General features: G+C 41.0%; 21 protein-coding genes. 3 read left to right on the plus strand and 18 right to left on the minus strand.

Annotated features, from left to right (window positions below; translation table 11 throughout):
• Positions 1–64: 64 nt before the first annotated feature.
• The 4 genes from plsX to RCP16_RS10330 form a co-directional block, all read right to left on the minus strand.
• On the minus strand, positions 65–1,048 hold the full coding sequence (gene plsX, locus RCP16_RS10315; protein ID WP_069327426.1) for a phosphate acyltransferase PlsX: 984 nt from the start codon (positions 1,046–1,048) through the stop codon (positions 65–67).
• The gene (gene fapR, locus RCP16_RS10320; RefSeq protein ID WP_069327427.1) at positions 1,032–1,628 is read right to left on the minus strand and encodes a transcription factor FapR; all 597 of its coding nucleotides are present in this window, start codon (positions 1,626–1,628) and stop codon (positions 1,032–1,034) included. The genes plsX and fapR overlap by 17 nt, the downstream gene beginning before the upstream one ends.
• Positions 1,629–1,962: 334 nt before the next feature.
• Positions 1,963–2,136, minus strand: coding sequence for a 50S ribosomal protein L32 (gene rpmF, locus RCP16_RS10325; protein WP_069327428.1), 174 nt, complete (start codon positions 2,134–2,136; stop codon positions 1,963–1,965).
• 60 nt (positions 2,137–2,196) lie between these two features.
• On the minus strand, positions 2,197–2,637 hold the full coding sequence (locus tag RCP16_RS10330) for a YceD family protein (RefSeq protein ID WP_241669335.1): 441 nt from the start codon (positions 2,635–2,637) through the stop codon (positions 2,197–2,199).
• 220 nt (positions 2,638–2,857) lie between these two features.
• Between RCP16_RS10330 and RCP16_RS10335 the strand changes: the two genes are divergently transcribed.
• Positions 2,858–4,078: a nucleotidyltransferase gene (locus tag RCP16_RS10335; RefSeq protein ID WP_137222659.1), complete on the plus strand. Its 1,221-nt coding sequence runs from the start codon at positions 2,858–2,860 to the stop codon at positions 4,076–4,078.
• Positions 4,079–4,101: 23 nt separating this feature from the next.
• Here RCP16_RS10335 and RCP16_RS10340 read toward each other — a convergent pair whose 3' ends face one another.
• The 4 genes from RCP16_RS10340 to RCP16_RS10355 form a co-directional block, all read right to left on the minus strand.
• The gene (locus tag RCP16_RS10340) at positions 4,102–5,100 is read right to left on the minus strand and encodes a YlbL family protein (protein ID WP_308642336.1); all 999 of its coding nucleotides are present in this window, start codon (positions 5,098–5,100) and stop codon (positions 4,102–4,104) included.
• Positions 5,101–5,219: 119 nt separating this feature from the next.
• Positions 5,220–5,735 (minus strand): pantetheine-phosphate adenylyltransferase, encoded by a 516-nt coding sequence (gene coaD, locus RCP16_RS10345; RefSeq protein ID WP_069327432.1) that lies wholly within the window; start codon positions 5,733–5,735, stop codon positions 5,220–5,222.
• Positions 5,728–6,351, minus strand: a complete 624-nt coding sequence (gene rsmD / locus RCP16_RS10350; protein WP_371748217.1) for a 16S rRNA (guanine(966)-N(2))-methyltransferase RsmD — start codon at positions 6,349–6,351, stop codon at positions 5,728–5,730. The genes coaD and rsmD overlap by 8 nt, the downstream gene beginning before the upstream one ends.
• 200 nt (positions 6,352–6,551) lie before the next feature.
• Positions 6,552–6,947, minus strand: coding sequence for a NucA/NucB deoxyribonuclease domain-containing protein (locus RCP16_RS10355; protein WP_371748229.1), 396 nt, complete (start codon positions 6,945–6,947; stop codon positions 6,552–6,554).
• Between the two features lie 439 nt (positions 6,948–7,386).
• On the opposite strand from RCP16_RS10355, the gene RCP16_RS10360 reads away from it, so the two are divergent.
• Entirely contained in the window at positions 7,387–7,563 is a 177-nt protein-coding gene (locus RCP16_RS10360; RefSeq protein ID WP_069327434.1) for a YjfB family protein, read from the plus strand.
• Between the two features lie 161 nt (positions 7,564–7,724).
• Here the strand turns inward: RCP16_RS10360 and RCP16_RS10365 are convergent, their stop codons facing one another.
• The 4 genes from RCP16_RS10365 to RCP16_RS10380 form a co-directional block, all read right to left on the minus strand.
• Complete coding sequence (locus RCP16_RS10365) at positions 7,725–8,639, minus strand: SMP-30/gluconolactonase/LRE family protein (RefSeq protein ID WP_308642474.1); 915 nt, start codon at positions 8,637–8,639, stop codon at positions 7,725–7,727.
• Positions 8,640–8,662: 23 nt separating this feature from the next.
• Positions 8,663–9,325 carry an SGNH/GDSL hydrolase family protein gene (locus tag RCP16_RS10370; protein WP_308642338.1) on the minus strand — a complete coding sequence of 221 codons (663 nt, stop codon included), beginning with the start codon at positions 9,323–9,325 and terminating at the stop codon, positions 8,663–8,665.
• A 54-nt stretch (positions 9,326–9,379) separates the two neighbouring features.
• Positions 9,380–10,159 (minus strand): alpha/beta hydrolase, encoded by a 780-nt coding sequence (locus RCP16_RS10375; protein WP_308642339.1) that lies wholly within the window; start codon positions 10,157–10,159, stop codon positions 9,380–9,382.
• Positions 10,160–10,286: 127 nt separating this feature from the next.
• Positions 10,287–11,120 (minus strand): AraC family transcriptional regulator, encoded by an 834-nt coding sequence (locus RCP16_RS10380; protein WP_069327437.1) that lies wholly within the window; start codon positions 11,118–11,120, stop codon positions 10,287–10,289.
• A gap of 111 nt (positions 11,121–11,231) precedes the next feature.
• Between RCP16_RS10380 and RCP16_RS10385 the strand changes: the two genes are divergently transcribed.
• Positions 11,232–13,268 (plus strand): beta-galactosidase, encoded by a 2,037-nt coding sequence (locus tag RCP16_RS10385; protein WP_308642340.1) that lies wholly within the window; start codon positions 11,232–11,234, stop codon positions 13,266–13,268.
• Positions 13,269–13,440: 172 nt separating this feature from the next.
• Here RCP16_RS10385 and RCP16_RS10390 read toward each other — a convergent pair whose 3' ends face one another.
• The 6 genes from RCP16_RS10390 to RCP16_RS10415 form a co-directional block, all read right to left on the minus strand.
• Entirely contained in the window at positions 13,441–14,949 is a 1,509-nt protein-coding gene (locus RCP16_RS10390; RefSeq protein WP_308642341.1) for a UxaA family hydrolase, read from the minus strand.
• Positions 14,946–16,445: a tagaturonate reductase gene (locus RCP16_RS10395; protein ID WP_308642342.1), complete on the minus strand. Its 1,500-nt coding sequence runs from the start codon at positions 16,443–16,445 to the stop codon at positions 14,946–14,948. Before RCP16_RS10395 ends, RCP16_RS10390 begins: the two co-directional genes overlap by 4 nt.
• A gap of 298 nt (positions 16,446–16,743) precedes the next feature.
• A complete protein-coding gene (locus RCP16_RS10400; protein WP_083243450.1) occupies positions 16,744–17,793 on the minus strand; it encodes a phosphotransferase in 1,050 nt (349 codons plus the stop codon).
• Positions 17,794–18,299: 506 nt separating this feature from the next.
• Positions 18,300–18,824 (minus strand): (2Fe-2S)-binding protein, encoded by a 525-nt coding sequence (locus tag RCP16_RS10405; protein ID WP_308642343.1) that lies wholly within the window; start codon positions 18,822–18,824, stop codon positions 18,300–18,302.
• The gene (pucD, locus tag RCP16_RS10410; protein WP_308642344.1) at positions 18,821–21,202 is read right to left on the minus strand and encodes a xanthine dehydrogenase subunit D; all 2,382 of its coding nucleotides are present in this window, start codon (positions 21,200–21,202) and stop codon (positions 18,821–18,823) included. The genes RCP16_RS10405 and pucD overlap by 4 nt, the downstream gene beginning before the upstream one ends.
• A 6-nt stretch (positions 21,203–21,208) precedes the next feature.
• A complete protein-coding gene (locus tag RCP16_RS10415; protein ID WP_308642345.1) occupies positions 21,209–22,132 on the minus strand; it encodes an FAD binding domain-containing protein in 924 nt (307 codons plus the stop codon).
• Between the last annotated feature and the right edge of the window lie 57 nt (positions 22,133–22,189).

Consider the following 22,189-nt stretch of genomic DNA (forward strand, 5'->3'; position numbering starts at 1 on the left):
ATTTCCTCATCGTTTTCGTTCCACGTCATTACGGTGGGGATGGATAAAACATGACGCAAGATGCTTATTGTATAACTTCTTTAGATATATTTTCAACCAACTGATTGCTGATCGCTATTCTTGCCTGACGAACAGCATGCTTAATGGCTCCAGCGTCAGATGAACCATGACTTTTGAGAACAAGTCCGTTCAATCCAAGTAAAGGAGCACCTCCATGCTCTTTGTAATCTAGCTTGCCTTTGAGACTGCGAAGTTCGGGCATTAATAATGCGGCCCCAATCTTGGTCTTGAGCGATTTGCTAAATTGTTGTTTGAGCAGTGAAAACATCGCTGATGCTGTACCCTCAAGTGACTTTAACATAATGTTGCCTGCAAAACCATCGCAGACCAACACATCACAGACTCCATTAAGTACATCGCGTGCTTCTACATTTCCTACAAAATTAATAGGCAATGCTTCTAGTAACGGGTAAGCTTCTTTGGTTAATTCATTGCCTTTGTTGGCTTCTGTACCTACATTCAATAATCCTACACGCGGGTTAGTAATACCATGAACTTTGTCTCTATAAATGCTACCCATCAGTGCATACTGTGCTAGATGTTCTGGTTTTGCATCCATATTAGCTCCAAGATCAAGCGCAAGTGTTCCGCCATCGTCAATCGTTGGAATCATAGGCGCCAGCGCAGGGCGCTCAATGCCTTTGATACGACCAACAACGAGTAAGCCTGTTGTCATCAGTGCGCCTGTATTCCCTGCTGAGATCATCGCTTGAGCATTGCCTTCTTTAACCATGCGACCTGCTACAACCATTGAAGCGTCTTTTTTACGACGAACAGCTTTGACCGGCTCATCTTCTGCTTCAATAATTTCAGTCGTGTGTACTATTTTTAAGTTGGATGGAATCTCTGTCAGTAGTGCTCGAATACGAGTCTCGTCTCCAACTAAAATGATCTCGGTATCTTTCCATTCTTTAGCGGCTTCGAGTCCACCTAATACATTGCTGTCTGGAGCGTGATCTCCGCCCATCGCATCAATGGCGATTATCATGATCTACTCCTCCTTCATGCTGTTCTTCACCATCTGAACGATAGATTGTAAAGTTTCCTTGGAATACCATTTCTTCACCAACATACGTCAGTACTTCTACTTTGGCTTTTCCTTTACGTGCAGGATTAGACTGCACATATGCTTTGGCAATACACTTCTCACCCAGATGAACCGAGCGGACAAATCTGATATCTGCCGATGCTGTCAAAGCAATCGCATCATTGATCACAGCGACCGCTAATGAATTCGCCTGTGCAAAAATGTGATGTCCACGTGCAATCTGTGTACGAGAAAATATATGTTCTTCACGAATCTCAAAAATAGAGATTCCACTTTTGTCGAGTTGCAGATCAACAACATCTCCGATCACTTCATCTAGAGGAAGTGATTTCACCTGATCGTAGGAGCGCTCAGCCATCAATTTCATTCGCTCACGCAACTCCGGTATTCCAAGTTCCATTCGATCTAGACGAATCGTCTGAATACTGACTTTTAATTGTCTGGTTAATTCTTGATCAGTCACAAACGGATTCTCTTCGATAATCTTCACGAGCCGTTGTTGGCGCTGCCGTTTGGGCAAACGTTCGATGGCTACGCACCTCCTTCGTGTTACGTAAATCGCACACAGATTTTAAAATTAAAGATACAACTTGAAAAGTTCTATCCGGGTACTACTGTATTCAAAAATATATGTAAACCTATTCGGTTTTAGTTTGATTTCATGTTGCCGTTCATTTTTTAGAACCTGGTACTAAGAATGTAGTATAAAGCATATTGAACTAAAAAGAAAGTGTCTGGTCTAGGTTATCCGCTAAACACGATTTTTCTGTGAACATTGTGTTTGATATACCAAATTATAAATATACAAAAAAATAGTACTTCACCAAATGATGAAGTACTACCTTTGTGAAAGACTATTGTTTGATAATCTCTCTTGATTTGTATGTTCCGCATACTTTGCAAACGCGGTGAGCCAATTTCATTTCTCCGCATTGCTCGCATTTCACCAAACCAGGTACTGCCAATTTAAAATGTGTACGACGTTTGTCACGACGTGTTTTGGAAGTTCTCCGTTGAGGTACTGCCATTGTTCCCACCTCCTTCATCTAATCAATCTTATCCAATGAACATATTACATGATCATTAAATCACTTAAAGAAATCTTTGAGTCCTGCCATTCTCGGATCGATAGGTGTGTTGTCACAACCGCAATCCTGCTCGTTCAGGTTGACTCCGCATGTCGGGCAAAGACCTTTGCAGTCTTCACTGCATAATACTCCAGGCGGAAGTTCAAGTACAGCAGCTTGTTCCATATATGGAGCTAAATCAACGGTATCTGTATTCACATACAGTGTATCATTATCTTCAGCTACATCTTCTGGTTCTTCACCATGCTTGAATTCTTCCTGAATCTCGAACTGTAAGTTCAAATCCACAGGCTTCAGACAACGTACACACGCCATCTGTAAGTCAAGTTTCAGTGTTCCTTGTACATCAACCACTTCATTGACTCTTTGCGCCGCTTTCACATCTACTTGGAGAGGTGTATAAGACAGAACATCGCTATGTTCCTTTAAAATGGAACTCATGTCAAGCGTGTCATGAAACTCTATCGGTTGATCGCTTTGCGCCAATTTTCTAAATTGAAATTGCATCATTATCACTCCAAACAAACAAAAATTATTATACCGATTATACGCAAGCTTTGTCAATGAATATTTGTTAAGGTATTTTGGTTAACACCTATTTTCGTTTATACTGATACCTATATTCAATATCAATGCTTGAGTTTTAAAAAGGAGCCTATCTATGAAAGTCGCAGGAATAATCGTCGAATATAATCCACTTCACTATGGACATCTACTTCATTTACAACGGACACGCGAAAAAACAGAATGTGATGCTATCGTTGCTGTGATGAGTGGTGGCTTCACACAACGTGGCGAACCGGCTATTTTTAGCAAATGGGCACGTACTGAAATGGCACTACATGCTGGATGTGATCTGGTTATCGAGTTACCTTCTGCTTATACTGTACAACCTGCTGAGTGGTTCGCTTATGGCGCAGTTTCACTTCTTGAAGCGACGGGTCTTGTAGATTCATTAGTGTTCGGTAGTGAGTCTGGTTCTCTGTCCCCATTAAAAGCTTTAGCAGACCTGCTAACGAACGAATCACCTGAACTGCGTCTACTTATCCAGAATCATCTTAAAGAAGGGATAAGCTACCCTGCGGCCCTTGGTCAAGCAGTAGCCAGTCTCTATAGTATACCAGATCAAGCCACATCTTTGTTAGATCAACCTAATAATACACTTGGACTTCAATATATGATTGCGCTGAATCGGTTAAATAGTTCTATACTGCCGGAGACGATCCAGCGAGAACAATCGCAATATCATGATCTTCAACCGACTCATGAACAGATTGCAAGCGCTACAGCAGTACGCAGGCTTCTATTTAGCGATGTTCAGCAAGCAACACCGTATCTGCCCGCAAGTACGATGTCTATTATTGAGCGCGAAATAGCCGCAGGTCGTGGCCCTGTAAAGCTTGATCAGTTATGGCAATCTTTATTTCAGCAGATTACCACGCATTCACCACAACAACTTGCACAGTATTATGATATGAGTGAAGGGTTGGAATATCGTTTCAAAAAAATATTACCTACTTTACAAAATTACAGTATTACTGATCTGATGACAGCACTCAAAACCAAACGTTATACTTATACACGTCTACAACGGCTTATTGCACATCTATTATTAGGTCATACGAAGTCGGTATTGAGTATCGAACAGTTGGAACAAGGTCCCGGGTATATTCGTGTACTTGGCTTTACAGACACAGGCAGAGAATTATTACGACAAATGAAAAAGACCGCTTCTCTACCGGTGATTACCAAACCGACAGATACCGATCATGTTCATATGGAGCTAGATATTCGCGCTTCTGCTATTCAAGCTTCTTGTTTTGCTGTACAGCAATCTTCTACTTTATATTCGGATTATAGACGCTCTCCGATTAGAATATAATGATTTCAAAATAAACAAAACCATTACGAAGTTGATAATGTATTCAATGCGTTAAGTGCATCATCTAACGTACTTACCGAGATCAATTGCATCGAAGATTTCATTTTGGCTAATTGTGCTTTGGCATCGGCATAATTGCCTTTAGGCACTAAGAAAATAGTTGCTCCTGCTTGCTGAGCTGCGACCACTTTGTGCTGAACACCACCAATTTCTCCAACTTGACCTTGAGGATTAATCGTTCCTGTACCTGCAATACGATGTCCTCGGGTTAAGTCTCCTGACGTTAATTGATTATAGATTTCTAATGTAAACATCAATCCAGCCGAAGGGCCACCAATATTAGTATTGGCAAAATGAACTTCATGATCCGCATCTTTAGGGGCGATTTTTTGGACTTCACCGATCGATACGCCAAATCCGACACGTTCTTGTCCGTTGCTATCTTTAAATTGAGTTAAGCTTACAGGCAGAGTAATCTGAGTACCTGCACGTTCAAGCACCACTTGCACTTGATCGCCATTTTTTTTGCTTTGTAATACTTGTTCCAGTTGTTTAAACGATGTAATCGGTTGCTGATCTATAGAAATAAATTTGTCCCCGGCATGAATAGAAGTACGAGCATCCGGTACACTAACCACAAATACATACTGAGGTTCTACACCGTAAGGAATACCTGCTTTTTTGTAAGCAGCAGCGATCGCATACGATTGTGAACTGCTCATATAATACAATTGTTCTGCTTCATATTCAGCACGATTACTTTGAATTGTTTTGCGAACAATTTCTTCATTGGAATCAAATAAAGAAGCGATCAACATGGCTGTATTGGCGTAAGTGACCGATATAGTGGTTAGCATAAATGTTCCTTTTTCATCCTTCTGGCCACCAGCCACACTTACGATTGGCTTCAATTCATCGGCACTACCAGGTCCATTGATCATATAAGGAGTTGGCATATATACCAGTACATAGACCAGAATAACAACACAAATAATATACAAAAAAGATTGTTTGCGGCTCATCGGGGATTTTAATAATCGGCCAGGCATGTTTTTCTCTCCTTTGATTCTTTTACAGCCTCACTTGGCGGCTACTCTTATTATCCCACGCTTATGTCCTCAATTCCATATTCGCGATCTTACTACTCGCTATCCGGACCTTCACTGAACTTTTGTTTTAAATGTTTTTCTATAATAGGTGGTACAAATTCAGATACGTTGCCATTAAAACGAGCGATTTCTTTAACCACGCTCGAGCTTAAATAAGAATATTTCGGATTGGTCATCATAAAAATAGTCTCTGCATCTGGATTCAGTTCACGATTGATCGAAGCCATTTGTAATTCATACTCAAAATCAGTCACTGAACGAATACCACGCACAATCACCTGCGCTTGGCGTTCACGTATGTAATTCGCTAACAGATCGCGAAAACTTTCAATGGTTACATTTGGCAAATCTGCGGTGACTTCTTTTAACAATTCAACCCGTTCTTCCACGCTAAATAAAGGCTTTTTGCTCATATTATTCAAAACAGCCACCACCAGATGATCGAACTGCTTGGCAGCACGATGAATAATATCCATATGCCCCATCGTTACAGGGTCAAAGCTCCCTGGATAAACCGCTAGATGTGATTTGGTTCCATGTTCACTCATTGGATAATTGTCCTCCCTGTTGTTGTGGTTCATATTCGTATACATTAATCGCTGTTTCTCCATAAACCACATGACGAATACACACGAAATGTTCTAGTTCTTCTGGATAATCATGTCCTGATTCATACTCTAGAACAATCGTTGCTGCTGGAGCTAACAATCCTCGTTCATGCATTTCGTTCATCAGTTCGATCCCATTTTTCATTTTGTAAGGAGGATCAAGAAATACAAGATCAAATAGGGCTTCACGTTTGGCTAATACTTTCAGTGCACGTCCTGCTTCATTACGGTACACTTCAGCTTGTTCGGTCAAGCCAGCCACTTGTAGATTACCACGAATCACTTCTATACTTTTATGTTCCAAATCTATAAATACCCCTTGCTGGATACCACGACTGAGTGCTTCGATCCCCAGACCGCCTGTACCTGCAAAAAGATCTAATACTTTTCCACCATCAAAATAAGGTCCAATAATACTAAAAATCGATTCTTTTACTTTGTCTGTTGTCGGACGTGTTCCATTACCGGGTACAGCTTTTAATGGACGCCCTTTGGCACTGCCTGATATGACTCTCATCTTGTGTTCACCTGTCTTTATGATATTTCGTATCACCATCTATTTGGCTTCATATGTCAGTTCTACGATGTACAAAGCTATCGTATCATATCATGTCTATGGTTCAAAAGGAATGTATCCTCAGCTTAGATTAGCATGCTAGATATAGATATGATGATGTATATATCAAAAAGCCCCTACAAGCAATGTAGGGGCCTTCTGTATTTTAAAATCGATTGAACTACGAGCTATAAAGTTCATTATTGCAATATAAATTTCACTTTGGTTCCATCCGGATATTTAGTCAATTGGTTACCCACCCATGATCCTGCTCCGCGGTTGTCTGAAGGTGTGACATAACGGATATCAGCTCCTGTACCGCCTTCAAGACACATCGCCATCGGCCACTCATCACGATCATAACCGGATTTGGTAGGTACTCCTTTTAATGAATCTTCACGTCTTTGATCTGCGCCATCCCGATCAATCGTACAGACTTCAGAATGTCCATCTGCAATTGCGTCTTTGATATGATCTGCTGTCTCAGGGTAACGACTGGTTGGAAAAGTAAGTGTGTAATCATAGGCTGCTGCTGCGTATATCGTATTATGTATTTTGCCCTCACCTTGCACTAAAAATGACACCGTTACTAACATCATAAACGTCATAGCTGTAAACAAAATCTTTTTCATACATCAACTTCCTTCCATTTTTTATTTAAATAATATAGGATATGAGATTATTTTAACTGCAATTTGTGATTTTTAAAATAGGTTTATGTAAATTTAACAAACATAAATTGTGAGTAATATTTAATCATTGCCTTTATCTGCGATTACATTTTATATAAAGTTAACAAATACCTAACATAAAATCCCAAAAAAATAACCCCATCGATTATCGACAGGGTCTATATTTATATTTATTTCAAAAGGGGTATGTCTGTATATTAAACGCTTGATATGAAATTAATCTGATGATTAGCTGAAAATAAGATTAATTTTATTTTGTTTGGATTTATATTTTATAGGGATTGTCCGATATAGATTAGGTATGCCTTCATTTCCAATACAGGCAACGAAAGGAGGTCCTATCATGGATATCGCTTCATTATCCACGGCAATGAGCCAAAGTTCGCTTTCGCAAGCTGTTGGTATCAAAGTACTTTCGTTATCTAAAGACATGGCTGAGCAACAAGGTCAACAAATGGCAGAAATGCTTAAACAAGCACCTCACCCGAATTTGGGAGGATCACTAGATATTCGCGCGTAATTCTGTATAAGATCACTTTTCTTATCTTTTATAATGCCGAATATGTAGCCTTGTCTGTCATCAGCAGACTTGGGAACAGAGCAAAAAGCTTCAATCTAGATCGATTGAAGCTTTTTGCTCTGTTTTACGTTATATTTGTGCTCTATTGTATAAAATATCTTCTATTCTTTTGAAGTCACAGATTGCTCAAGATTTACTGCACGCTTCCCTTGATTAAAGTAAGCGGTTGGCATCCCTTTCACTCCTGGCTTAACCATAAACAAACCACCTGCTAGCGGTTGATCTGCACTATCATCATCTTGTGCTGTTGTGATATAAAGCTCATCCAGATGCTCACCACCAAAAGCACAAGACGTGACACAGTTAACAGGCAAGGAGACTTCTGCAATCACTTTGCCACTGGTTGGATCAATACGTGAGACACGTTGACCTCCCCAGCGAGCGACCCACAACATGCCTTCTGCATCGATCGTCATTCCATCCGGATATCCTTCACTTTTGTCTACCGTAGCAACGACTTGTTTATTCGAAATGGTACCTTCATTGATATCATAATCAAAAGACACAATTTCAAGTGTTGGCGTATCAATATAATACAACGTACTATGATCTGCGCTCCATGCTAATCCATTCGATGTAGAAACTTCATCTATTAGCAAAGAAACATTGCCTTCGGTATTTAAGCTATAAAAAGCACCTTGCTCGGATTCTCCATTCAAACTCATTGTTCCTGCAAGGAAACGCCCTGCTGGATCGCATTTACCATCATTGAATCGGTTACCCGGTCTGCCTTCTTCAGGATCGTGAATTATGAATTTCTCACCTGTGGTCAGATTTAAGCGATATAGCCCACTAATAAGTGCGACAATCACTTCATTTTCCAGATACGGAACTACTGCGCTAACATGCTCTCCAATATCTATAGTACGATCTTCATGGGTAGAAGGATAATACATATGCAATTGATAACCTTCAATATCCACCCAGAGTAAGCGTTGAGATTGTTGATCCCAGCTGGGTCCTTCACCTAATTTGGCTTTGGCATCGATAACGATATTTGCTGTATATGTTTTGATACGTAACCCTCCTTGCTTTTCAATTATGGTGTAGAACGGCTCCAATCATATTGAACAGCTTGCAAAAATGAACGAGCAAGCACTAAATGTCCATTTTGATTCGGATGAACATGATCCCATCCATTCGATAATGAAGCTGGATACACATAAGCAGACAATGCGTCAAAAGCCGCTTGAGTATCTACAACGATCACCCCTGTTTCTTGTGCAATACGTTTCACAGCTTCTCCGTAAATATCCATCGTCGCACGCATAGGATCTTCAGTAGTCGTTGATAAGTAATAAGGTGTCATTAAGATTAACCCTTTGACTTTAGGCAACGTCTGCTGTACCAATTCACGCAATGTCTGTTCATATTCTTCTAAGTATACATGCCAATCCGTTTCAAGTGGATGGCTGAACTGCCGCCATACATCATTGATCCCGATCATAATAGATACCCAATCTGGATTGTGTTTGAACACATCTTCTTCCCAGCGAGCTTTGAGATGTTTGACCTGATCTCCACTTGTACCTGTATTGAGTACACGAATATTATAATCAGGATAAACCGTTTGCAAAAGAGAATCGACTAAAGAAACATAACCATCACCGATCTCCCAATATTGTCCTACAGGTCGTCCACGTCCACAATCAGTAACCGAGTCACCAATCATCAATAAGGTGCTATTTTTTTCAATTTTCATCTCTATCCATCTCCTCTAGACTGACAAAAATAGGGTCATCTACAAGTACAGTTATTACCATCCTTGACGATGAAGCCAAATCATACATTGCTTGGTCCAGTTTCCCATAACTGGGTGCTCCAAAGCAAGCCCCTGTCCATGTCCACCACTCTCATAAATATGTAATTCAAATGGAACATGATGTTGCTCTAAAGCCATTGCCATCTGCAAGCTATTTTGGACGGGTACAACATCATCATCTGTATTATGCCAGATAAAAGTAGGCGGTGTCTGTGCTGTAACACATTGCTCTGCACTATGAGCACGAATCTGTTCAGGAGATGCTTCTGCTCCCAATAAAGATAATCGAGAACCCTCATGTCCATAGAGCTCCATCGTAATAACTGGATAGCACAAAATCATAGCATCCGGTCTCGAACTAATCGATTGAGTAACTCCTGCTACCGTCACCGATTGTTCTTCGTACACAGTACCTGTCATCGCTGCTAAATGACCCCCTGCGGAAAATCCTAATATCGCGATTTTGGACGGATGAATGCCATAATGCGCGGCATGTGCGCGTACATAACAAATAGCACGTTGACCATCTTCTAATGGAATACGTTGCTGTTTGGGTGATAAACGATAATGAAGTACAAAAGCAGAAATACCATTTTGATTGAGCCACTCTGCAACAGGCGCACCTTCATGGTCTGCCCGATGTTCATACCCTCCGCCGGGCAATACAATGACCACTTTATCCGAATTTTCTACAATAAACGGTACTAAATAAGCTCTTTCTTCTGTGGTAGCTGTATCTTCTTTTCCATCGATCCATATCTTTTCTACACTCACATTTTGATCCCCTTTCTGAACTATCACTGGTTATCAATATATTGTAAGCGCTTAATAAAATCAACTCAATAATTGAAGCAGATCGGACCTATCCGCTTCATGATTCATTGATAATCTAATGTATTATTCAATACAAATTACGGAATTGTTCCGGTGTAACATCTTCTAATCGACGGAATGTAGCTACAAAATGACTGGAATCTCTAAATCCAACTTGACCTGCTACTTCTTTAATCGTCATGCGAGGATACAGTGTCATCAATTCTTTGGCTTTGCGAATACGGAGTAAAATAAAATAAGCATACGCCGTCATACCAAATGTCTGGCGGAATAAGGTATTCAAATGTCTCGCACTTACACCGACTTGATCTGCCATATCTTCAAGACCAATATTAGGATCGTCATAATGGGATTCCATAAAGGACATCAGTGGCTTCAATCGTTCTACTGTATGGGATAACGAAGGCAGATTATTCACACGACCATGCTTTTTGAGCAATGTTAAAAAGCGGTATAGATCCGAACTGGTATCTAGCCCTGATAAGTCACGATCACTGCGAATCTGACCCAGTAGTCCACTGGTAAATGTCTCTAATTCACATCCACGATCCCATTCATAATAAGCCGAATGTGATAATCCAAGCGTCGATACGATAGCGAGAGACTGAGGTCCTCCAAATGTTAAATACGCGGTCTCCCATACCCCGCTGATCGGACGATACCCATGAGCATCTCTGGGTGCCAATAATACACCTGATCCTGCTTTGACTGTATAGCTAGTTCCACCAAAATAAAGTTCGCCTTCTCCATTAACAGCTTGAATCCAATGATAACAAGGATAGCCATCTGGACGATCAATAGATTCCTGATCGGCGTTGTACCCGATACTCTCCATATGAATAGGTAACTGCAAGTCTCTAAGCTCTGTAAAAAAGCGACGATCCGGTATAGTTACATACATATTTTTCACTTCCAATCTCCATATTATTATACACTAAGCACATTTTATTATATTCTATAAGGGAACGAGTTGCTTTACTATAGAGTTATTCTTATACAAGGAGTGACAGTCATGATTAGCAGTAAACTTCCCAAAATTTTTTACGGTGGCGATTATAATCCTGAACAATGGGATCAACAGACACACCAAGAAGATCTACAACTATTCAAACAAGCTGGAATCGATATCGCTACAGTGAATGTATTCTCTTGGGCACGTAATCAGCCCGATGAAGTTCATTATCAATTTGAATGGTTAGACCAATTGATCGATAGCCTTTATGAAAGCGGTATCTATACTTGTCTTGCAACCAGTACTGCTGCGCATCCGGCATGGATGGCGAAAAAATATCCTGATGTTCTTCGTACGGATAAAGATGGTCGTAAGCGTAAATTCGGCGGTCGTCATAACTCTTGCCCCAATAGCCCGACGTATCGTAAATACTCCACAGAAATTGCTAGTCGACTTGCCGAACGTTATAAAGATCATCCTGCAATTGTAGTATGGCATGTCTCTAATGAATATGGTGGCGATTGTTATTGTGACAATTGTGAACGTGCTTTCCGTGTATGGCTCAAAAAGCGCTATGAGACATTAGATGCACTGAATACCGCATGGAACACTTCATTCTGGGGTCATACTTTTTATGACTGGGATGAAATTGTGCTGCCAAGTAATTTGAGCGAAGAATGGGGAGACGATAATACGAACTTCCAAGGTATGTCTCTTGACTATTCCCGTTTCAACTCGGACAGCATGCTAGAGTGTTATCAATTGGAATATGATGCGATTAAAACTATTGTTCCAGAAGCATTAATTACTACGAACCTTATGGGCTTTTTCAAACCTTTAGATTATTTTAAATGGGCGAAACAGATGGACATTATCTCATGGGATAACTATCCAGGATTGGACACACCGGTTAGTTATACCGCTTTAGCTCATGATCTGATGCGCGGTATCAAAAATGGTGATCCATTTATCCTGATGGAACAGACGCCTAGTCAACAGAACTGGCAAGCTTACAATTCACTTAAACGCCCGGGTGTGATGCGCTTATGGAGTTACCAAGCTGTCGCTCATGGTGCAGATACGATTATGTTTTTCCAACTTCGTCGTTCAGCAGGCGCATGTGAGAAATTCCATGGTGCTGTCATTGAACATGTTGGACATTCCAATACACGTGTATTCCGTGAAACCGCATCACTTGGAAGCGAATTACAGACTTTGGGTGACACATTACTTGATTCGCGTATTGAATCCAAAGTTGCTATACTATTTGATTGGGACAACTGGTGGGCCATCGAAAAATCAAGCGGTCCTACGATTGCGCTCAAATATGTAGATCAGATACATAAATACTACAAAGCCTTTTATGATCGTAATGTTCAGGTCGATGTAGTGGGTGTAGATTCTGATCTTAGCGCCTACGAATTAGTTATCGCGCCTGTTCTTTATATGGTCAAACCAGGTCTAGCTGATAAATTAGAACAATTTACGCAAAATGGTGGCACATTTGTCACGACATTCTTTAGCGGCATTGTAGGCGAGACTGATTTGGTTGCTCTGGGTGGTTATCCTGGCGAACTACGTAAGTTGCTTGGTATCTGGGTAGAAGAAACAGATGCTCTGCTTCCTACGATGCGTAACCAAATCGTAATGGATACTCCTTTAGGTGATCTTAACGGCGATTATGAATGTGGTATGCTCTGCGATCTGCTTCATACCGAAGGTGCCGAAGTTCTTGCCCACTATGGTGATGACTTTTACAAAGGAATGCCTGTGCTTACCCGTAATACGTATGGTAAAGGTGAAGCATGGTATATCGCTTCTGATGGAGAAGAAGCTTTTATTGATGGTCTCATGAAATTTATTGCCGATCAAAAAGGCATTCAACCTGTGCTTGATACTCCAGCAGGTGTTGAAGCTGGGCGACGTGTTAAAAACGGCGAACAATTCATTTTCTTGCTCAACCATAATGCGGAAGCTGCTACAGTAGAACTACACGATCTACAAACGACTAATTTGCTAGATCCTCATCACACAGGTTCTTCTATCGAAATTCCTGCGCGTGGTTCTGTTATTCTTAGTGCTTCCTATAGCAGTTAAATCCATTTCAGTGTAATATTAATCTCAATTGGTAATATATGACATGATAATCGATTAACATCCTTATTTTACCACGAATGAAGCGATACGTAAAATGTATTTAATTACATTTACGTATCGCTTTTTTTCGTTCGTATTTCTAGGCTATATCTATATTTAAACCGTCATTTGCTTATAAAATAACGCCATCTTTAAAAATAGCTATTTCGCGGAAACCATGTTTTTCACTGTTCGTTTGTTGCCGTCCTGAAGCAATATCTACAATCGATGTTAATAGATCTAGAGATACTTCTTCCATCGTTTTACCTTCTAATAGTTGCCCTGCATTATAATCAATCCAATGTTTTTTTCGATAAGCCAGATCTGATTGTGTAGCGATTTTGAGTGTAGGTACAGGTCCACCAAATGGCGTTCCTCTTCCTGTCGTAAATAACACAATGTGTGCCCCTGCCGCAGATAGGGCTGTGACAGATACCAGATCATTACCGGGTGCTTCGATAATATTTAGTCCGGATTGTTGTACACGCATACCGTATCTGAGTACATCCATGACTTGAGAATGTCCACCTTTTTGCGTACAACCCAGAGACTTTTCTTCCAGTGTAGTGATGCCTCCTGCTTTGTTTCCCGGCGACGGATTTTCATAAATATTTTGCCCATGATTCACAAAGTATTGCTTAAAACCGTTGATCAATTCAACCAGTTCGTCAAACACTTGCGGTGTCTGCGCACGATTCATCAATATTGTCTCTGCACCAAACATCTCCGGTACTTCTGTTAGGATTGCTGTTCCTCCAGCAGAGACAATAAGATCTGCAATAGAACCGACTAACGGATTAGCTGTAATGCCTGATAAGCCATCTGAGCCACCACATTTTAAGCCTATTTTTAATTTGGATAAAGGAACCGGCTGGCGCTGTACTTGCTCTGCCTGCATGACCAGTTCTTCCAGTAAGTTTAATCCTACTTCCATCTCGTCATCTTCTTCTTGTGCTTTGAGATAACGGACTTTGTGCGCATATTCTGATGGGATCGCTTCGGCAAATTGTTCAATCTGATTATTTTCACAACCTAGTCCGATAACTAGTACACCCGCTGCATTGGGATGAAGTACAAGTGAAGCTAATAATTGCTTCGTGTATTCCAGATCATCACCTAATTGGGAACAGCCAAATGGATGCGGAAAATGATAGACCCCTTCAACCCGTCCTTGCATATCTGCATGAGCAATACGAGCGAGCGCTTCACAGACTTTATTAATACAACCTACAGTATTAATAATCCAGATTTCATTACGAATACCGACTTCGCCATTCTCACGTACATATCCTTCAAATGTCTGTAAATGTTCAGGAACAATTGTAGGCATCCATGTCGGTGTAGGTTCATAACGATAATCTAATGTTCCTGATAGACCTGTACGTAGGTTATGCGTATGAATCCATTGTCCCGGCTGAATTCGCTCTTTGGCTTTGCCGATTGAAAATCCGTATTTCATTACATCTTGATCAGGAGCAATCTCATGTACTGCTATTTTGTGACCACGTGGAACATGATCGCTAACAGACAGGATGGTTCCATTTTCCAGCATAATGAGTTCGCCGGGAGACACATCTCGAAGCGCAATCACGACATCATCTTGCTTTTGGATAGTGATGCAATCTTTGATTATAGTATTCATAGCTGTGGTTCCTCCAATAACTGGATATTCGATACGATGGCTTTCGCTAATCCTTCAATTTCAGTCAAATCTTCATCCCAGATCTGTTGATCTGCCAGAATAGACGTAACAACATTTGCTAATTGTGGTTGTTGCCAGTGTTCTGCAAGGCGCTGTAGATAGCGTTCATTATCTTTTATAGTAATCAGTGTGCCTGATGGAATCTTCGTCTGATACCTTTGTCCATCTTCCACTGATTGTGTCCGATACAATAAAATCAAAGCTGCAAAGGAGTACACGATCTCAGCAGGCAACTGGTTATATTTTTCTGAATACGCTTTCAATGTTGGTAAGATTCGAGTCTTAAATTTGCTTAGACTGTTCAGTGCAATATCTTGCAGACGATGTTCCAGATACGGATTACGGAAACGCTCGAATGTTGCTGTTGCATAAGCATGTAGTTCTTTTTCATCTAATGTTAATGCTGGAATCACTTCTTCAGTGATCGTAGACATCACCCAATCGCTAAGCTTTGTATCTTCCATCACATCACGAACAGTGACTTTGCTATACCATAATCCTACAGGAGTCATTAAAGTATGTGCTCCGTTAAGAATACGTACTTTGCGTTCATGAAAAGGTTGAAGGTCTTTCACCCAGTGCACATTCAGTCCAATCTGTGCCAATGGTAAACGTTTATCCAATTCTGGCTCCCCTTGAATCGCCCATAGATGATAAGGTTCTGCTGTATTGATAAATGGATCTTCATAACCATATTGATTTGCCAGACGTTGATATTCTTCTTCAGGTGGCATACCGGGTACAATTCGATCCACCAGATTGTTGAGAAAACGCTGGGACTGCTCGATCCATGTCACAAAATCAGCACCCAATCCAAATTCTTTCGCATAACGAAGTACATATTGCTTGAGTAGATCACCATTATGTTCTATTAATTCGCAAGGTAAAATTAACAACCCGTGTTCCAAGCTCCCTGCAAAATGTTGAAATCTGCGATACAAAAATACGGTTAATCGTGCAGGATAATTAAGTAACGGTTCTCCTTCTGTATAGTGGATCGGTTCATAGGCTAATCCTGCTTCTGTCGTATTGGAGATAATGATATCCAAAGACTCCAATTCCGCTAATTGTAGAAATTGTTCCCATTCGGTATAAGGGTCGATAAACGTTTTGAACACAGGAATAATAGACTTTTCTTCAATCACTTCTCCCTGTTGTAATCCCCGCGTGATCAATGTATACAGCCCATCTTGCTCTGCTAATTGTTTTAATTTGATAGCTCCATTTGGTGTAGGCGGAGTCAGAGCAATACTGCCATGGTATTTCCCTTGATTAATACTTTCATAGATCATCCAATCAAAAAATCCTCTTAAAAAGTTACCTCCGCCTATCTGCAATATTTTAATCGGAAGCTGACGAATAGTTTCGATTTTACGACGCTCATCCTGACTATTCATTTCTAACCGCAAAGGTGCAATATATTTTCCGATCGACATGATACGCCTCCATCCTGATTTATATATGATGATTATATTTTCGATTAAATGATTGCATCAATATTGTTCACGTTAACATTTTACAAAATATGACTCTTATTTGCTTCCTATTGTAGCATCAAATCTATAAAAATAGTCAACTAAAATATATTTATTATGATCCTTTTTTTATTTCAACTACGATCGGGACGTATTCTGTAGTCATTGGCTATAAAAAAATAACGAACATCGAGAGTATTCTCAACATTCGTTATTTCTGTGTTCACTTTGGACGAAGTAGTCATCAAGTCTCAATGCATTACTTAAATATACGACGACATAATAATTGTAAAAGCGGTCCACTTTTCTCATACCATTGTAGTCCAGCATCAAGACGCTTGGCTTGAGCAATCACTACATCAGCATCGTCGATCCCTTCGAAATACCGGCTTAAAAAGTGCATAAATACATCAATACGACGTAATAAAATAAGCAATGGGATCACTTCAGTCTCCTGATCTGATAACTGAACATGAGTAGCATATCCTTGTAAAAAAGCAGTACATTGCTTTTCGTCTGCTCCATTCCATTCTACAGTCTGCAACATATCTGATAAGCATACCGCTGGCTCCATAGCCCGTAGATCACGTGTAACAAATTCAAAATCCAATATAGCGGTAATCTCTCCATCAGCGGATTCAAGCATATTCGATGCATTTAGATCACCATGAATTAATTGATGTGGTAATGATACCAGACGTGTAATCCGCATCAACTGCTCTCCAAGGCGTTCTCCAATCCGATAAAGAATATCTGCAATACTGTTAAAATCTTCTGGTGGATGAGCGCAGAACGCTTCCAATCGACCCGGACTGCACAAAGGATACGATTGACCTAAACGATAATAAGGCGGATACACCGGATGCAGATCAATATCAATCTGTGCCAATGCCGCTGATAATTGACCGGTGACCTGTCCAAAGTGGAAAATCTCTTCTGTTGTTCTAAGTTGAGGTGTACGCCCATCCATATAATGAAATAACGCTGCTATTCTACCAGCGCTACGAGAATCATCTTCATTGACTGGTTGTGTAACATAGATTGTCTGCCCTTTGGTATCTTTGACAGGCTTTGGTGTATTTAGCCCAACCAAAACAGCAGGAAGTGCAGATAATACTTCATGCTCATAACGAACTTTCTCAGGTTCGTTGTGTGTCTCATAACGTCTTAGCACATAACGACTAGACGCGTGATCGATAAACATCGTGGTATTATTCATACCGCCTTTACCTTCAACCATATGCCAATTTCCAGATGGAAAATAATGATCTGCCAGTTGTTCCATGGAATCTATATATTCGCTTTCCAAGGGTTCCCCTCCTTGCTGCCTTTTATAATGCGGGTAATGGAGAAGCTGATTGAGTCCATATCGTTGAAAACTCTAGGTGCAGACACTGACTTTTTTCAAGCCAAAATATGTGAGCAATAGAAATGCAACACGACCATGCTTCATCTATTACGTTGTCTGTATACTATTCAGCAATCTTATCAGCCTATTGCATCTTATTTTCGATGAAAGCTAACCTCTAACCTTTTACCTGTTTGTTAATAATATAACAATTCAGGTGTCCTTACCAATCCAAATTTTAACGGATTGCAAAAGTTCAGGAATACGTTTACTTAAACAGCACTGATTCTTGTAATTCTTCCCTTATAAATAGCTAGGTAGCTTCTATATCCTATCTTTGTATGCGTAAAAGATATAAGGGTATACACCAAAAATCCTTTTCCTGTTCGCAGTGATCTGCTTCAAGAAAAGGATTGATCTTCTATAGGATAGGAAGTGGGTCAGTATCATTGTTGGTATGGTTAGCGTTAACGAATAATTTGTTGTTGAGTCGGCAGTTGGGTATCTTGTTGCTGGCATTTGGTAGCGGCACTTTGGACAGCTCGCATAATTCCTCCGTATCCAGTGCATCGACATAAATTACCACATAGTCCTTCTTTGATCTCATGATCGCTCGGAAGAGGATTCTGATCCAGTAAAGCTTTGGTTGAAATAATCATACCGGGTGTACAATATCCACATTGAAATCCACCTTCTTCTAAAAAAGCTTCCTGAATCGGATGTAATTGATCTTCGTGTTCACCATGTAATCCTTCAATAGTCGTAATTTCTTTGCCTGCACATTGATAAGCCATTGTGAGACACGAATTAACAGGTTCTCCATCAATCAAGACCATACAAGCACCACAACGACCGATTTCACAAGAGACTTTGGTTCCAGTCAGATCGAGGTCACCACGGATGATATCTAATAGACGACGCGAAGGATCAATTTGTAGTTCACGATGTTCTCTATTCACAGTCGCTTGCCAGGTTGTATTTGTTGTTTTCATCGTGGACTCACTCCTTCTTCTTGCCATGTTTCGATTGGTTGAATCAGTAATTCACGAGCAACAGGTAAATGAGGAACCCATACACCGACAGCATCCCGAATCGCAGCTGTAATCGCTGGTGCAAGCGCCACTGAACCTATCTCGCCTATTCCTCGTGGACCAAAGGTGTCTCCTTCTGGCAAATCTTCGATCGCTTCTACTTCAAGAGAGGTATGCATATCTTTGATTGTAGGAATCAGATACGTATCCATATTTTTAGTCAAATAATGCCCTTGATCCATCACTGCATCTTCAGTAAGTGTGAATCCTAATGCCATCACACTACCGCCTTCAATTTGTCCCAAAAATCCCATCGGATTAATGACCGGTCCTGCGGCAACCGTATGATAATTCGCTAACAATTTCACATGTCCTGTTAATGTATTAACTTCCACTTCGGCGGCAACAGCGGCATACGTATATAAATAATGTCCACCGACTACAGCATCTGGCGTAGTTGGATAAGCGAATTCGGTATCAAAAATCAATTGTTCTTGTTGACCGGATTGACTCATATATTCTGCAATTTCAAGATACGTGATAACAGGTTCAGATTCTTCTAAAAGAATCGGGTCATCAGTCAATAACCGTATCCCTTTAATCCCTGTGGTTAACTGCTCCGACGGTACACCTGTGATTTGCGTAGCTATTTTTAAGATCGTTTGAAGAAAAGGAGTCTTCAGTCGTTGCAAAGCCATCCATGCCATCGTCGTCGAACGGGAAGCTGTACTTGAGCCGCTATGAGGTACACGATCCGTATCTCCTATAACGATACTAAGATCATCAGGTTCACACTGGAAGAGATCCATCAACATCATCTCTAATGTAGCAATTAATCCTTGTCCGAATTCTTCATAGCTAAATGAAACTTCAATTTTGCCTTGTTCATTGAGTGCAAGACGCCCGCCAGCGGGGTCATCAATCCCATATCCTAAGCCTGCACCATGCATAGCGAGTGCCGCCCCTATCCCACGCTTAATCCATGGAGGCTGGAACGTGGATGACTCTTCACTTAGTCCGCTCATCACTTCAACGTTATCATGCCATTCAGAATCTGCTGAGCTAGCTAACTGTAACTTACGTTGCCATAGCTTGCATTCAGCCAATGCTTGCATCACTTGTTCAAGACCATTGGTCTGTAAAATACGTTGTTCTAATGGCCCAGGATCATGTTGTAGACGACGATTCATCATTCGGAATTCCCACGGGTCCAAATGTATCATTTCAGCCAACCGATCCATTTGCCCTTCCATTGCAAATATCGCCTGATTGCCACCAAATCCACGAAATTCACCAGATAGTCCGTTGTTGGTATAGACCGATACGCCTTCTACATCCACATGCTCCATACGATAAGGCCCCATAGAGTGTTCTGTTGCAAAATTAAGTACAGGTGCTCCCAGTGTCGCATATGCTCCTGTATCTGCCACAATACGAACATAATGAGCGATAAGGCGACCTTGTTCGTCCATGCCTGTTTTCATTTCAATCTTCATTGGATGACGCTTGAGTCCAGCCCGAACCGATTCCTGACGTGAATTATGCATTTTGATCGGACGACCACTTTTCAATGCTAATAATGAACCATACGGCTGTACATTTAATTCATCTTTACCGCCAAATGAACCCCCAATTGGACTGGATATCACACGAATACGTTCTTCATCCCAACCTAGAATACGCGCAATTTGCATCCGATCTTTATAACCATGTTGCGTTGGAGCATAGACCGTCAGACGACCATCGCTTTCAGGGACAAATAAACCGCCTTCTGTTTCCATATACGCATGCATTTGTCTGGGTGTACTGTAGACTTGATGCACCACATACGCACAATCCGCTAGAGCCGTATCTGTACTTCCACGCTTCACTTGCGTACGATGAAGAACATTGCCTTGGGGATGAAGCCTTGGAGCTGATTCTTCCAGTGCTCTAGTCGGATCGGTAATCGTCTCTAACACTTCATATTCTACATGGATCAAAGACAGCGCATGTTCAGCAATCTCTAATGACGTTGCGGCTACAGCTGCGATTGCATCTCCAATATAACGAACCGTATCTTCACATAAAGCAGGTTGATCGGGTGTAGCTATACCAAATCGATTCAGTCCGGGGACATCTTGATGAGTAATCACTGCGATAACGCCTTCATAGGCTTCGGCTCCAGACACATCCAATGACAAAATACGTGCATGCGGATGAATACTGCGTAGAACACGTCCATATAACATGCCTTCTGCGGTCATATCGGTTAAATATCGCAATTCACCGGTTACTTTTTCTTTACCATCCCGTCGTTTGCGCCAGCGTTCCCCACTACTCTCCCGATTCAATAGCATACTCTGTCATCTCCTTTCGATCTGTGAATGAATACTTTCCCATAATCCAGCTGCTAGCAGATTTCCTGCTGTTTGTTGACGATACTGTTCACTAGCAAAAGGATCACTGTACGTTACAAAGTCTTCACTTGCTAATAGAGCTATCGAAGTGATCATTTCTGCATGATACCGATTTCCTTCTAATAACTGTTCACATCTTGATAATCGCATCGCAATACCTGAACCACCACCTGCGGCTATTCTAACTTGTGAGAAGTACCCTAACGGATCGACCATGGCACGAAAAGCCACCGTAACCAGCGATGGCGTAAATGCTTCTCTCCGTCCAATTTTGCGAAAAAAAGTGATTTCTTGTTGATGTTCAGTAGACTGTTTTTCTAATACAATGCCGATTAAAATAGCATGTAGACTTCTACGACCGCTTTTCACTACATCTAACCAATCGACGATATCTTGTTGGATCAAGTCGACTTTGCTTCCGATATCTGCCCAATGAAGTGAAGCATTGTGCACTAACAAAGCGGGAATAGCATCGCCCACTGCTGAAGCTATATTGCCCCCGATTGTTGCTTGATTACGAATAGAAGGAGCGGCAATATGACGACAAGCTTCATATAGAGTGGCTCCATGATTCGCTATATACATATCTGCTCCGCATTCGCGTAGTCTTGTTAACGCTCCAATGTGTATATGCTGATCACTCTCATCAATGCCACGGAGATCGGCAATCGTATCGAGCCTTATCAAATGCTCATGTTTACTTACGATGCCGCCTTCCCACTGAGTACGCAATAAGGTTCCACCTGCTACAAAAGCGGCATTGGCTCCATATTGACGTTTGATCATCATGGCTTCTTCCATATCTGCCGGTTCCCACACCTGACATGGAAAAGGATCAGGAATCCTGCTTGTCTCTATATTCATTTCCATGATGTCACCTCCACTTGTTCAAACCTTACTTTCGATGATGATATGTGAGCCTTTATC

It is taken from the genome of Paenibacillus nuruki (assembly GCF_963311185.1).
Lineage (GTDB): Bacteria > Bacillota > Bacilli > Paenibacillales > Paenibacillaceae > Saccharibacillus > Saccharibacillus nuruki.

Coding starts and splice junctions, on each gene's coding strand:
- coaD (WP_069327432.1), bottom strand. CDS start 5,735: ATGAGTGAACATGGAACCAAATCACATCTAGCGGTTTATCCAGGGAGC.
- RCP16_RS10380 (WP_069327437.1), bottom strand. CDS start 11,120: ATGTATGTAACTATACCGGATCGTCGCTTTTTTACAGAGCTTAGAGAC.
- RCP16_RS10395 (WP_308642342.1), bottom strand. CDS start 16,445: ATGTCGATCGGAAAATATATTGCACCTTTGCGGTTAGAAATGAATAGT.
- pucD (WP_308642344.1), bottom strand. CDS start 21,202: ATGCTATTGAATCGGGAGAGTAGTGGGGAACGCTGGCGCAAACGACGG.
- RCP16_RS10415 (WP_308642345.1), bottom strand. CDS start 22,132: ATGGAAATGAATATAGAGACAAGCAGGATTCCTGATCCTTTTCCATGT.
- plsX (WP_069327426.1), bottom strand. CDS start 1,048: ATGATAATCGCCATTGATGCGATGGGCGGAGATCACGCTCCAGACAGC.
- RCP16_RS10340 (WP_308642336.1), bottom strand. CDS start 5,100: ATGAGCCGCAAACAATCTTTTTTGTATATTATTTGTGTTGTTATTCTG.
- RCP16_RS10355 (WP_371748229.1), bottom strand. CDS start 6,947: ATGTTAGTAACGGTGTCATTTTTAGTGCAAGGTGAGGGCAAAATACAT.
- RCP16_RS10370 (WP_308642338.1), bottom strand. CDS start 9,325: ATGAAAATTGAAAAAAATAGCACCTTATTGATGATTGGTGACTCGGTT.
- RCP16_RS10335 (WP_137222659.1), top strand. CDS start 2,858: ATGAAAGTCGCAGGAATAATCGTCGAATATAATCCACTTCACTATGGA.
- RCP16_RS10385 (WP_308642340.1), top strand. CDS start 11,232: ATGATTAGCAGTAAACTTCCCAAAATTTTTTACGGTGGCGATTATAAT.
- RCP16_RS10390 (WP_308642341.1), bottom strand. CDS start 14,949: ATGAATACTATAATCAAAGATTGCATCACTATCCAAAAGCAAGATGAT.
- rsmD (WP_371748217.1), bottom strand. CDS start 6,351: ATGGTGATACGAAATATCATAAAGACAGGTGAACACAAGATGAGAGTC.
- RCP16_RS10405 (WP_308642343.1), bottom strand. CDS start 18,824: ATGAAAACAACAAATACAACCTGGCAAGCGACTGTGAATAGAGAACAT.
- RCP16_RS10330 (WP_241669335.1), bottom strand. CDS start 2,637: ATGAGTTCCATTTTAAAGGAACATAGCGATGTTCTGTCTTATACACCT.
- RCP16_RS10360 (WP_069327434.1), top strand. CDS start 7,387: ATGGATATCGCTTCATTATCCACGGCAATGAGCCAAAGTTCGCTTTCG.
- rpmF (WP_069327428.1), bottom strand. CDS start 2,136: ATGGCAGTACCTCAACGGAGAACTTCCAAAACACGTCGTGACAAACGT.